Origin of the sequence: Hymenobacter psychrotolerans DSM 18569 (assembly GCF_900142395.1) — a bacterium.
Classification (GTDB): Bacteria; Bacteroidota; Bacteroidia; order Cytophagales; family Hymenobacteraceae; genus Hymenobacter; species Hymenobacter psychrotolerans.
Genome location: NZ_FRAS01000007.1, coordinates 122,699 through 135,910, shown reverse-complemented (window position 1 = coordinate 135,910; position 13,212 = coordinate 122,699). Strand labels below are relative to the sequence as shown.

Annotated in this window: 10 protein-coding genes; 9 read left to right on the top strand and 1 reads right to left on the bottom strand. The window is 62.5% G+C overall.

Annotated elements, in window-relative coordinates; genetic code table 11:
- Positions 1-95: 95 nt before the first annotated feature.
- Entirely contained in the window at positions 96-773 is a 678-nt protein-coding gene (locus tag BUE15_RS08745) for a response regulator transcription factor (protein ID WP_073283309.1), read from the bottom strand.
- Positions 774-1,058: 285 nt separating this feature from the next.
- On the opposite strand from BUE15_RS08745, the gene BUE15_RS08740 reads away from it, so the two are divergent.
- The 9 genes from BUE15_RS08740 to BUE15_RS08700 all read left to right on the top strand — a co-directional run bounded on the left by BUE15_RS08740 (position 1,059) and on the right by BUE15_RS08700 (position 12,813).
- On the top strand, positions 1,059-1,853 hold the full coding sequence (locus BUE15_RS08740; RefSeq protein ID WP_073283306.1) for a polysaccharide biosynthesis/export family protein: 795 nt from the start codon (positions 1,059-1,061) through the stop codon (positions 1,851-1,853).
- Positions 1,854-2,018: 165 nt separating this feature from the next.
- Positions 2,019-4,424: a GumC family protein gene (locus BUE15_RS08735; RefSeq protein ID WP_073283303.1), complete on the top strand. Its 2,406-nt coding sequence runs from the start codon at positions 2,019-2,021 to the stop codon at positions 4,422-4,424.
- 131 nt (positions 4,425-4,555) lie between these two features.
- Positions 4,556-5,638, top strand: coding sequence for a hypothetical protein (locus BUE15_RS08730; protein ID WP_073283300.1), 1,083 nt, complete (start codon positions 4,556-4,558; stop codon positions 5,636-5,638).
- An 80-nt stretch (positions 5,639-5,718) separates the two neighbouring features.
- Positions 5,719-7,251 carry a lipopolysaccharide biosynthesis protein gene (locus BUE15_RS08725; RefSeq protein ID WP_084548927.1) on the top strand — a complete coding sequence of 511 codons (1,533 nt, stop codon included), beginning with the start codon at positions 5,719-5,721 and terminating at the stop codon, positions 7,249-7,251.
- A gap of 48 nt (positions 7,252-7,299) precedes the next feature.
- A complete protein-coding gene (locus BUE15_RS08720; RefSeq protein ID WP_073283294.1) occupies positions 7,300-8,547 on the top strand; it encodes a glycosyltransferase family 4 protein in 1,248 nt (415 codons plus the stop codon).
- Entirely contained in the window at positions 8,544-9,869 is a 1,326-nt protein-coding gene (locus BUE15_RS08715) for an O-antigen ligase family protein (RefSeq protein ID WP_073283291.1), read from the top strand. Before BUE15_RS08720 ends, BUE15_RS08715 begins: the two co-directional genes overlap by 4 nt.
- Positions 9,870-9,872: 3 nt before the next feature.
- Entirely contained in the window at positions 9,873-10,832 is a 960-nt protein-coding gene (locus BUE15_RS08710; protein WP_073283289.1) for a hypothetical protein, read from the top strand.
- A 47-nt stretch (positions 10,833-10,879) separates the two neighbouring features.
- Complete coding sequence (locus BUE15_RS08705; RefSeq protein WP_073283286.1) at positions 10,880-11,878, top strand: glycosyltransferase family 2 protein; 999 nt, start codon at positions 10,880-10,882, stop codon at positions 11,876-11,878.
- Positions 11,879-11,973: 95 nt separating this feature from the next.
- Positions 11,974-12,813, top strand: a complete 840-nt coding sequence (locus BUE15_RS08700; protein WP_073283283.1) for a glycosyltransferase family 2 protein — start codon at positions 11,974-11,976, stop codon at positions 12,811-12,813.
- Positions 12,814-13,212 lie beyond the last annotated feature (399 nt).

Below are 13,212 nucleotides of genomic sequence, written 5' to 3'. Positions count from 1 at the left end.
TGCCGGCCCCTACCATACAGCAGCGCCCCGGCGCTACCAGCACTGGATGCCGGTAGCGCCGGGGCGCCGTGTTTTGTGCTTTTTCGGCTACGGAGCTATTCTTCCTTCATGACGTAGCCCATGCCCACCAGCGTGTGAATGAGCTTGGGCGTGAAATCCTTATCGATTTTCTTTCTCAGGAAGTTGATGTACACATCAATGACATTGGAGCCCGTATCGAAGCTGGTTTCCCAGACGTGTTCCAGAATATCGACGCGGGAGATGACGCGGCCTTTATGGCGCAGCAGGTATTCGAGCAGTGAAAACTCGCGGGCTGTGAGCTGAATAGGCTGCCCGGCGCGCTGCACCAGCTTGCTGCTGGGGTCGAGCGTAAGGTCGGCGAGTTGCAGGATGGGCACGGAGGCTGCCGTTTCGGGCCGGCGGCGCACCAAGGCCCGCAGCCGCGCCAGCAGCTCCTGAAACGCAAACGGCTTCACCAGATAGTCGTCGGCGCCGGCATCAAGCCCCCGGATTTTGTCGTCGGTTTCGCCTAGCGCCGTGAGCATGAGAATAGGCACGGCCGGATTGTGCGTGCGCACCTGCCGGCACACTTCCAGCCCGCTGAGGCCCGGCAGCAGGTTGTCCAGAATAATGATGTCGTGCTGCCCGGCCAGTGCCAGCCGCAGGCCGCTGGGGCCATCGGTAGCCACTTCTACAGCGTGCTGTTGCTCGGTGAGGCCTTTGTGCAGAAACGCCGCCACTTTAGGCTCATCTTCTACCAGCAGTATTTTCATGGGGCAAGGTTTGTTAGGCAAACTGAACTAGGTCAACCGGGCCGAAGGTAAAGGGTTTGCCGCAGCCTATCCTGCTCACCTGGTGGCCGGAAGCCTGCGTGGTGCTTCTCCCCTGCCGGCCCAGACACTATACTAAATCCAAGTATTTATAAAAAATATATTAATCAAGCTTGCTACTTACCAAAATATACAATATTTTTATCTAATAGTACCAGTATACTACTAAAGCACCCCGATGGAAATCAGGCTGCTTTCTTCTCTCTTCCTATTCCACACGCTTCAGCTATGCTCTCTCCTGCTGTGTCGCTCGTTGCCCGCCTGCTCCTGATTCCGGTGTGTATGGTGCTGGCTCTTTCGCTGGGTTCCTGTGTGCCTACGCGCGACATCAGCTACCTGCAGGGGCCGTATTCTTCAGCACAGCCTACCAAAGTAGCCAACCTGCCTACCGAGTACCAGATTGCGCCCAATGATGTGCTCTACATCCGGGTGCAAAGCCCGCAGCCGGAGCTGACCAAGGTGTTTAGCCTGCATGAGTCGGAAATGGTGCTCAACCAGTCGGACCCGGCCTCGCTCTACATCAACGGCTACATGGTGGATGAGAAAGGCCAGATTATGGTCCCGACTGTGGGGCGGATTGCGGTGAAAGGCCTGACGCTGGCGCAGGCCCAGGACCGGGTAGAAAAGGCCATTGCGGGCTACGTGCGCAATGCCACCGTGGTGCTGCGGCTGGTGAGCTTCCGGGTTACGGTGCTGGGCGAAGTGAAAAGCCCCGGCCGCTACGCGGTGTTCAATGACCGCGCTACTGTACTGGAGGCCCTGGGCCTGGCCGGCGACCTCACCCCGCTCGGCAACCGCCGCAACGTGAAGCTGATCCGGCAAACGACCGAGGGCTCCCAGGTAGTGCTGCTGGACCTCACCAAACCCGAACTGCTCAGCTCGCCCTACTACTACCTGCTGCCTAATGATGCCCTGTACGTGGAGCCGACCAAGGCGCTTACCCAGCGCGGCAACTCTGTGAATCTGGCCCTGCTCTTCTCCGGCCTGGGTACAGCCGCCCTGCTCTACGGTCTTTTCCGGTAGCTGAGCAAAGGGCGGAACACCGACATAAACATGTGAATAAATTTATTTTTAATATAATTAAATTGTAGATTAGATACACTCCTGACGCTCTGCTATTCCCCGGCAGAGAGCCCCGAATGTTGCCTGTATTGCCACAATCCAGCTTCTGTCCTCCACTCCGCTCCCATGTCTACGACCAGCACTCCTACTACTGCCGATGAGCTCAACCTGAGCACTATCTTTTTCAAGCTACGGACGCGCTGGTACTACTTTGCGGCCTCCCTGGTGCTGTTTCTGGCCATTGCTTACTTCGTGGCGCAGCTGCTGCCTGTGCGCTACGGCTTCAAGTCGACGCTGATGCTGGCCGACCGGGCTACCGGCTCGCGCCACGCCCAGGACCTGCTGACAATGGAAGCCAAAGACCGGGAAACCAAGGTGGAGGATGAAATAGGCATCCTGACCTCGGCCGGCGTGGTCAGCCAGACCCTGCGGGGACTCGACTTCGGCGTCAGCTACCACGTAGTGCCCGACATCTGGGTGAATGCGCTGCGCCCGCTGAAAACGCAGGAAGTCTACGGAGCCGAGTCGCCGATTACGGTGAAAGTGGACACGACGGCGCCGCAGGTGACCGGGGTGCGCTTTTTTGTGGACAGCCGCCCCGATGGCACCTTGCACGTAAAGGCGGAAGGCAAGCGGGTGGCAGTAGTGCAGTTCACGACGGGCCACATGCTCAATACAGTTGAGGACTTTGCCTTCGAGCGGACGGTAGCCCCCGGGCAGGCCGTTCAGAGCCCCTACTGCAACTTCACCATTGAAAGCACCATACCGGGCGTGGCGCCGCAGCTCACGGGCAAGGCCTTCTACTTCGTGCTGCACGATATTCAGGGCCTTACCGAGGAGTACCAGCAGAAGCTCACCATCAAGCCCATCGAGCGGCTCTCGCGCGTGCTCAGCATTACCACGCAGGGAGCCGTGCCGGCCAAGGAAATCCGGTTTCTGAATGCCCTGATGAACATCTACATCGTCAACGACCTCACGGAGAAAAACCGGGACGGCCATAAGGCGGTGGCTTTCATCGACTCGCAGCTGGGCAAAGTCGGCGACTCGCTGCGCCGCTCGCAGGCGGCCGTGGCAACGTTCCGGGGCCAGCGCGGCCTGATTGATGCCGGCCAGCAAACCAACGCCGACCTGCAGATGCGCGGGCAGCTGGAAAACGAGCGGGCCCGGGCCCAGAACGCGCGCATGGCTTACCAGAACGTACTGAATCTGCTGCGCGCCTCGCCCGATGGGGATGCCGTGAGTTCGGCTACCGGCCTGGGCGTGGAAGACCCCGTGCTCAACAGCCAGATTATCGAGCTGGCCCAGCTCAACAGCCAGAAAGCCGGCCTGGCCGTGGGTGCCTCCGAAAACAACCCGGTGCTGCAGGTGCTCAACAACAAGATAAAGGACCGCCGCGCGGCCCTGCTGCGCAACCTCACCAACCTGATTGTTTCGGCTGATGCCACGCTGCGCAGCTACGACCAACGCCTGGGCGCCGTGCGCAGCAGCATCAGCCAGCTGCCCGAGAATGAGCGGCAGCTGGCCCTGCTCCGCAACCAGGCCGACGTGAACGACAAGAACTACACGTTCCTGCTGCAGAAGAAAACCGAAGCAGCCGTGACGCTGGCTACCAACTCCAGCGACAAGAAAGTAGTGGACCAGGCCGCCATGCAGAGCGCCGACCCACTGCCGCCTCATCCGCAGCAGCTCTACCTCATCAGTCTGGTGCTGGCGCTGGTGCTGCCCGCCGGCCTGATTATGCTGATGGAGCGCGCCAACCAGACGGTACAGAGCGTCGACCAGATTAAGAGCGTGACGAGCGTACCGTTTCTGGGCCTGATTGCGGATGCCGGCAAAGCCATCAAGCTGGTGCGCCACGAGCTGCCCAAGTCGGCCGTTACGGAGTCGTTCCGCACGGTGCGCATCAACCTGCAGTACGTGAGCGGGGGCGCGCAGCAGAAAGTCATCGGGTTTACCTCGGCGGTGTCGGGCGAGGGCAAAACCTTCTGCTGCACCAACCTTACGGCCGAGCTGGCTATATCCGGCAAACGCACGGTGCTGATTGAAACTGACCTGCGCAAGCCCACCATGAGCGACTATTTCGGCTTCCAGGCCCGGCGGCCCGGGCTGTCGTCGTACCTGAAAGGCGACATCACGCTGGCCGAGGCTATGCAGCAGTCGGAACACGTGCCGAACCTGGATATTCTGACGGCCGGCCTGATTCCGGAGGACGCGGTTTCGCTGCTGGAAAGCCCCCGCTTCCACGACATGATAGAGCAATTCAAGCGCGAATACGACTATGTGATGCTGGACGCGCCGCCCGTGGGGCTGGTATCGGAATACCATATTCTGCGCCAATACATTGACGTGTCGGTGTTTGTGGTGCGCCACCGCTACACCCAGCGCACCAGCCTGCAGCACCTGCAGGAGCTGGTGGACAGCTCGCACCCTACGGCACCGGCCGGCCAGGTATACGTGCTGCTCAACAACGTCAACTTCCACGACACCTACGAATACCACTACAAGAGCCAGGCGGCCTACTACTCTGTGTAGCGCGCCGCGGCGGTATGCTCGTGGCGCGGTGGCTGCCTTGCCGCATAGCCGGGGCACTTCTTACGGCGCGGCGCCCGCCTTGTCCATAGTTATGCCGGCTTCGGCACTCCTACTTTCTAAATAAACCCAACATGGCCATTGTAACGAGCCTTTGCGTGGATACGGCCGGGGCACCGGCATCCGTGTATCCGCAGCTGCTCGATGTGGGTGCGGAACAGCGTCGGCGGCTATACTGGCAGTGCGCGGTTGTGTTTTTTGCTAGCTCAGTGCGCTGCAATCCGGGCGTGAAGCACCTGTTCTACACCAACGATGAGGCGCCGGCCTGCTGGGGCGGCTCCGACTACCGGGCCTTTCTGGATAAGCTGGGCGTGCAGACGCTGCACCTGCCGTTCGAGGAGTTTTGCCCGCCCGCGCAATTCGGCACCGAGTTTCGGAATGCCTTCTATAAGCTGGAAGTACTGCGCGAGCTAGCCCGGCCCGGAGCCGATGAAGCCAGCCTGCTGCTCGACTCAGACTGCATCTGGACACAGCCGGCCCCGGCCCTGCTGCAGCTGCTGCGCCAGCCCGAAACCCTGCTGCTGCTCGATGCCGAGCCTGACGCCGGCCCCGACACCAAGATTCATGGGCTGAGCCGCCGCGGCATCGGCAACCTGTACCGGCAGCTGGATCCGGCTTATCCGGTAGCAGTACCCCACCACTACGGCGGCGAAATACTGGGCGGCAGCCGGCAGCGCCTGGCCGAAGTGGATGCGGAAGTGCGCGGCCTCTGGCAGCGGGTGCTGCACAACTACCCCAGTGCTCCGCCCCGCTTTGAGAGTGGCCGCAGCCTGTTTGATGGCGACGAGTACCTGACCAGCTTCGTGTATAACCGCCTGCTGCAACCCGGCACCGACGCCAGCCCCTACATCCGCCGCATCTGGACTTCCTACCGCAATACCAACGTGCGCGCTACCGACCTGGCGCTGCCTATCTGGCACCTGCCGAACGAAAAAAACCAGGGCTTGCCGCTGCTGTGCCGGCGCGTACTGAACCCAAACAGCACGTTCTGGCGCACCGACCCGGCCAATCTGGCCCGCTATCTGGGCCGCTTTCTGGGAGTGCCGCAGCCGCTCTGGCAGCCCCAGCGGCTGCTGGTGCTGGCCACTAAGCTGCCCCGGCTGCTGGTGCTGGCCCGCCGCCTCCTGACCCGGCCGCACCCGCTCGCAACGGGGTAGCCGGCCCCCGCTTTTCGCTCTTCACCGCTCCCCGCCGCCTCCCTTCTCCTGATCTGTAGCTCGTTGCCTCAGCTTCCGCTATGTCTGCATCTTCCTCTTCCATCCCGGCCAGTACCGTTCGTGGGCTACGCTGGAGCATGATTACTACGGTAGCTATTGCCGGGCTGCAGTTCGTGTATTCCGGCATTATGTCGCGCCTGCTCACGCCCACCGACTTCGGGCTGATGGGCATGGCCATGGTTATTATCAGCTTCGGCAGCTACTTCGCCCACATGGGCCTGGAGCAGGCGCTCATTCAACGCTCCGACCTGCAGCCGGTCCATATTCGGGCTACTTCTACGGTGGCTATTGCGCTGGGCATCCTCGTAACCGGCCTGATGTGGGGGCTGGCACCGCTGGCAACCCTGCTCTTCAAGGAGCCCGGGGTAGTGAATGTGCTGCGCGGTATGTCGCTCACGTTTGTGCTGAACAGCCTCGGCGCTACCTCCCAGAGCCTGCTGCGCCGCCGCATGGCCTTCGATCTGCTGGCCCGTATCGAGTTAGGCGCGTTTCTGGTCGGCTATGGTGTAGTAGGGCTGGGTATGGCCTGGGCGGGCTGGGGCATCTGGAGCCTAGTAGGCGCTACACTTTCAAACCTGCTGGTGAAAGCCGTGGCGGCCTGGCTTTGCGTCCGGCACAGCCTGCGCCCGCCTTTGCGCTGGGCCCACTATCAGCCGCTGGTCAATTTTGGGGGAGCCGTGTCGGTGGTGAGTCTGCTGGAGTACGCTGGCTCCAACCTCGACCGGCTAAGCATCGGACGGCTACTGGGCACCTACACGCTGGGCCTCTACAACCGCACCTTTTTCCTGGTGCAGCTGCCGCTCTACCACTTCACCGACAGCATTTCGCGGGTGATGCTACCCTCCTACAGCAGCCTGCAGCACGATATTCCGAAGCTCCGGCCCCTGTACCTGACCACGCTCAGCCTGTCGGCGTGGGTGCTGCTGCCAATGGCGGCGGGCATGTCGGTGGCGGCCGAGCCGCTGGTGCGGGTGGTGCTGGGCCCGCAGTGGGGCGCGGCCGTACCGCTGCTGGGCCCGCTGGCCCTCATGGTCGGGGCGCATCTGCTTACCATCTACAGCGGCTCTTTGTGCGAGTCGTTGGGGCGGCTGCGGTTTAAAGTATGGCTGCAGCTCGGGTTTATTGCCGGGCTCAGTGCCGGGCTGTGGCTGGCGGCGCCTTACGGGCTGCGGGCCATGGTACTCACGGTGCTGCTGGCCGAAATAGTGCGCCACCTCACTTACCAGCTGGCCATTCACCGCTACCTCCATATTCCGGCCGCCGGCCTGTGGGGCGCGTACTGGCCGGCCCTGTGCACGGCATTGGTGCTGGCCTCGGTGCTGGGTACGGCGCAGGCAGCCCTGGCCTGGCTGCAGGTAGGGGCGCTGCTGCAACTCCTGATACTCATGGCCCTGGGAGCGGTAGCGCTGCTGGGCCAGCTGGCCGCGCCCTGGAACCGCACCATTCGCACCTCGCTCTACCACGAACTGGAAGCTCATCTGAAGGAAGGCACGCTGCGCAACCGGCTGCTGGCACTGCTGGGCCCCGCCCCGGCCGTTCTGCAGCCCTCCTGACCTCTACTCCTGCCCTCCCCACGCTTATGCCCCACAGCTACCTACGTCATGAAAATAGGCCTGGCCACTCCCATTGATATTGAAGTGCTGTGCCCCTACCTGGAGCTGCCCGCCGGCACTGAGCCGCCCCAGGGACTAGGTGGCAGCGCCACTACGCCGCTCGTGCAGGGCCTGCTGGCGGCCGGGCACACCGTTTCGGTCTATACGCTGGGCTACCATATCCCCGAACCCATTGTGCTGCGCGGCCCCCGTCTGACGGTATACGTCGGCAACTTCCGCGCCCGCGCCCGGCAGCGCTGCCCCGACATGTTTGCAGCCGAGGCGAACCAGATCCGCCAGTTCATCGACCTCGACCAGCCTGATATTGTGCATGCACATTGGGGCTACGAGTTTGCGCGGGGCGCCTTGGCCAGCGGCCGGCCTCACCTCATCACCCTCCACGACAACCCGTGGAATGTGCTGCGCTACCAGCCCGATTTCTACCGGGTGGCGCGGCTGCTGCTGAAGCTGTGGGTGCTGCGCCGGGGCCGCCACTTCACGGCCGTTTCGCCGTACCTGGCGAAGGCGCTGGCCAGCTCCTCGCGGGAGCTGCCTATTGTGCCCAATGCCGTGCTGCCGGCGCCCGGTGGCCCTCGGGCCTTTCCGGTTGGGCCAGGCAGCCTGGTTTCCATCCTGACGGGCTGGTCGGAGCTTAAAAATGCGTCTACTGCCCTGCGGGCGTTTCAGCAGGCCCGGCAGCAGCTCGGCCCGGGGCTGGTATACTGGCTGTTTGGCCCCGACTACGGACCGGGAGAGGCGGCGCAGCAGTGGGCACTGGCGCACGGGCTGGCCGAAGGGGTGCACTTTGCCGGCCTGGTGCCGCACGAAGAGCTGCTCCGCCAGCTACCTACTTTCGACGTGCTGCTGCACCCCTCGCGGGAAGAGTCGTTCGGCCTGACGCTGGTAGAAGCCATGCAGGCCGGGTTGCCGGTGGTGGGCGGGCGGCACTCCGGTGCCGTGCCATGGGTGCTGGATGAAGGCCGGTGCGGCCTGCTCACCGACATCAATTCGCCGGCGGCCATTGCGGCGGCGCTGCTGGAGCTGTTCGGGCAGCCCGCCCGCTACGAGGCCCTGAGCAAGCTGGGAGTGGCCCGCGTGGCCAGCCACTTCTCCCAGACAGCCGTGTCGGCCGCTTACGAACAGCTCTACCAGCAGGTGCTGGGCCGGCACCAGCCTACTGCGCGGCCCGTGCGGCCACTACCCGTGGCCTGGCAACCAGCCGCCGCTCATTCCGCCGCTTTTTCTCCGCTGCCATGAAAATCAGTATCCGCTACTTCTACATTGTGGGCATTCTGGTGCTGCTTTTCTCTGACCCGCTGTTCTCCGAGATTTTCACCGGCAAAGCCCCCGACGACCTGAGCCCCCACCCCTCGCACGCGTTCAACCTGATTTATGCCCGCTTCTTCGCCATCGTCTGCGTCGCGCTCAGCGTGCTCTACTACCGGTATCTGCGGGGCATGGCCCGCGTAATGTTCTGGGCCACTGTGGTGGCTACGGGCTTGCTGGCCGCCGAGTCGTACTGGTTTTACGGTACGCCGATGGTGTATCCGCACGTGTTTCAGAAGTTGCTGGTGCTGTTTGCCATACCGGCCTTTTATGGCTTCTACGCCCGCGTGGGCCGCATCACGCTTGCCGATATTATACCGGCGGTGTGGGTGGCGCTGGCCCTGAACCTGGCGCTGGTAAACGCTGAGTCGCTGAGCGTGGGCGCGTTTCTGGCGCATAACCGCGGCCTGTTTGCCTCGTCGGTATACCTGCTGATGCTGCCGCTGCTCTACCATTTCAGCGTGTATCTGGCCCAGCGGCAGACGCGGCATCTGCTGCTGTTTTTTCTGGCAGCCTTCGCCATCTTCTTCTTCCAGCACCGCACGGTCTGGGTGACGTCGGCGGTGGCGCTGGCCCTGAACGGAGTGCTACTGCTGCGGGCGGCCCCGATGCGGCTGGCCGGTGCGGCTCTGCCCATGCTGATGGGCATTCCGCTGCTGGTCGTGTCTCTGGCTGCTTCCTTCATTCTGGTTTCCTATCCGGAAGTGCTGCAGAAGCTGGCCGCCAACTTCTCCGACATCGAAAACCACAGCACGCAGGGCACCGGCGAGTGGCGCGCCATTCAATTCGACTCGTACTGGCCGTTCGTGCAGGATCATCCGGTGCTGGGTATGCGGCTGGCCGGTTTCGAGCTGCCGGTGCAGTTCTACAACCCCGAAAGCAATATGCCCTTTTTCGAGGACGGGCACGGCCACAATCTGCACAGCTTCTACCTCGAAACGCTCTTCTACTTCGGTGCCGTGGGCCTGCTGCTGTTTGTGCTGCCGCACCTGTATGTGGCGCGGCAGCTGCTGCGCCGGGTTTCGGCCTCGCCGGAAGCCCTGACCTGGGCCGTCCTCATCATCACGAACCTGGTGTATGCCTACTCCTACTGCCTGCCGTCCTTTTTCTATGGCCTGATTGGGTTTGGCCTGCTGCGCATCACGCAACTAACTCCCGCGCCCCAAGCAGCGCCCATACCGGCCCGGCCCCAGCTCCGGCCGCGGCCGGCCCCGCTACCCACCGCAAGCAAGTCGTTGTCTTTTCCTGCCTGAGTTATGCCGTCGTCCTTCCCAGCCACCGCCTCAAGCCAGGTTCCTGCTCCGCGGGCAGCCGTCCTGTTTATCATCTTCAACCGGGCCGATGTGACACTGCAGGTGCTGGCGGCCATCCGCGCCGCGCGGCCCCCGCGGCTCTACATTGCGGCCGATGGCCCCCGCGCCCAGCGCCCTACCGAAGCGGCCGACTGCGCACTCGTGCGGGCGCAGGTGCTGGCCGCCATCGACTGGCCCTGCACCGTGCAGACGCTGTTCCGGGACGAAAACCTGGGCTGCCGCCGGGCCGTGAGCGAAGCCATCAGCTGGTTTTTCGAGCATGAAGAGCAGGGCATCATCCTCGAAGACGACTGCCTGCCCCACTCTACCTTTTTTCCGTATTGCGAAGCGCTGCTGGCCCGCTACGCCCTCGATACGCGCGTGCTGCACATCAGCGGCAGCAACCTGCTGCGGGGCTGGCACCGCGACCCGGACTACTCCTACTTTTTCTCGCAGTACGTGGGTATCTGGGGCTGGGCTACCTGGCGCCGGGCCTGGCAGCTGTATGATGCCGCCACTGCGCTACTGCCCGAGCTGGACCGCAAAAAGTACTTCTGGAACCGCTTTTTCCACCAGCTCGAACAGCGCTTTGCCTTGCAGCCGCTGTGGGCCACGCACACCGGCCAGCTCGACACCTGGGACTATCAGTGGGCGTTTACGCTGCTCAGCCAGTCGGGCCTGAGCATTACACCCGGCGTGAACCTGATCAGCAACATTGGGTTTGGCGGCCAGGCCACGCATACGCACAACACCAAGCATCCGTGGGCCAACCTGCCTGCCCGCGCCATTGCGCTGCCGTTGCGCCACCCCCCTTTCATGATGCGCGACACGCTGTCGGACTACCGGCAGTGGCGCGCCACGCTCCGCGACAAAGCCGTGGCCCGGGTTCGGCAGCTGGCAGCGGCTTTTTCCATAACGCTTTAGGACACAACGCCCTTCTCTCTGCTTTACACTACTTAAAGGCCTTGCATATGTCGGCAGTTCAACTTTCCATCATCGTTCCTACCTACAACCGCCTGCCCGATCTGCAGCGCGTCGTTGGCCAGCTGCAGCGCATGCTGCGTCCTCCCGGGCTCAGCCTTGAAATTCTGATCAGCGACAACTCCACCGAGGACGATACGCAACGGTGGGTGGAGCGCGAACAGCTCTCGGGCATGACATACCACCGCAATGCCCGCAATCTGGGCCAGTACAACAACTGCAACCTGGCCTTGCAGCGCGCCCAAGGCGAGTGGGTACAGATTCTGCACGACGACGACGAAATAACCCCGGACTATTTGCAGGCCCTGGCGCCCTACCTCTCCGACCCCGGGCTGGTGCTGGTGACCGGGCGCAGCATTTTTATGGGCACCAATGCCGCACAGGTGCAGCAGCAGCACGATCTGCGCATCCAGCGGCTGCACTTCACGTATCCGGCCCGGCTCAACGGCCAGCACCTGTTCACGCAGACGCTGCAGCTGGGGTGCCCCTTCATTATCTCGCATTCGCTGATGCGCCGCCAGACGGTGCTGGCGGCCGGCAGCTTCCGGGAGCAGCTGCGCTACACCGGCGACTTCGACCTGTGGCTCCGGATGATGATGCGCGGCGACTTCCAGCTCGTGGATGCCGTGATGGGCAACTACCACCTGCACCCCGGCAATCAGATTTCAACCCGTAAAACGCGCTGGGCGATGTACATGGAAAGCTACTGCCATGCCCTCTACTACCTGGCGCCGCTCCATCACTACGACCCGGCCGGGGCCTCCGCGTTTCGCCAGGAGCTGTCGAAAGAGGTGCCTAAGCTGCGCTTTATTTCGGGGCAGCTGCTGCGCAACCCCAGCCTGAGCCGCCGCCTCGATACGCTGCTGCAGCGCCACCGGCTGCAGCCCCGCACTACGCCCGCCTCATTGCCCTACATGCTGCTCAATGCCCTGCCCGCCAACCTGGGCGGCCAGCTCTACCGGGGCCTGATAAAAACCATTCCGGCTTAGCCCGCACGCTTTTAGCAGGCTGGCATCTCCTCACGACGCCCTCCCCTGCCGACGCCACAACCAGCCGGCGGCACCACTTCTTCTCGCTACTTGGTATGCTCTGCATTGTTATTCCTGTTTTCAACCGGCTTGCCTACACCCGGGCCTGCCTGGATTCCTTGCGGGCCCAAACGGAACAGAGCTTCCGGGTAATCGTCGTGGATGACGGCTCCACCGATGGCACGGCCGAAGCGCTGGCCACCGATTACCCCGAAGTAACGGTGCTGCCGGGCACCGGCTCCCTGTTCTGGACGGCCGGCGTGAACCTGGGCCTGCGCCATGCCCTCAGCCAGGGCGCCAGCTGGCTGATGACCATGAACAACGACGTGGTGGCCTACCCCGACTTCGTGGCCCGGATGCTGGAAGCCGCCAACAGCCGGCCCCCGGCGCTATACGGCGCTTTTGAGTTGGACGCGCGCACCCGGCAGCCGGTATACGCGGGCGGCTGGCTGAACTGGCGCACCGGCAGCTTCCGGCGCCTGCTCGATGATGTGCCCCCCGCGCAGCGCCAGGGCCAGTGGCCCACCGAGTGCCTGCCGGGTCGGGGTTTGCTCATTCCGAGGGCGGTATTTGAGCGTATCGGATTGTTCGCCGCCGATATTCTGCCCCACTACTACGCCGACTACGATTTTACGCATCAGGCGCGGCTGGCCGGGTTTGAGGTGTACCTGAACTTCGACGCCTGCCTGGGCACCTACCCGGATGAAAGCGGCGACCAGCGCAACCGCGACCAGCGCAGCCTGCGCAACTACTACCAGCACCTGTTCAGCATTCGGGGGGGCGCCAACCTGCGCGACTTCACGGCTTTTGCCCGGCGCAACTGCCCGCCCCGCGACTTGCCGCTCTGCCTGCTCACCGGATATTCGCGGCGACTGGTGGGCTACTTTCTGAAGTAACACCCGCCCCGGCAAGTCAGCAGTTCGGCAACGTGCGCTGCGGATAGAACGACGGGCAGAATCAGCGGCATTTTTCGGAGTAATTCGCGACAATTCGCCGGAAGCTATAAGTGAGACAGTTACAAAATTTTGGCTTCCTGCACCGTCTCCTTTCAGTGGCAACAGGAATTGGATACAACCTCATCTTTTTCAAAACATTACCCCCTATAATTCACCCTTCCGACGAGCTTCCTGACTTTACTCCAAATTCAGCAAAATATATTTCAACTATCTGAGCGCAAAAGTTCAATTTGTTAAAATGCACTACACACGCCAAATCCACTCTCATTACATAACTTTTCTAACATCCGAACTTTTATACACTTTCTATATGTATGGCTATAGCATGCAGTTAGGCCA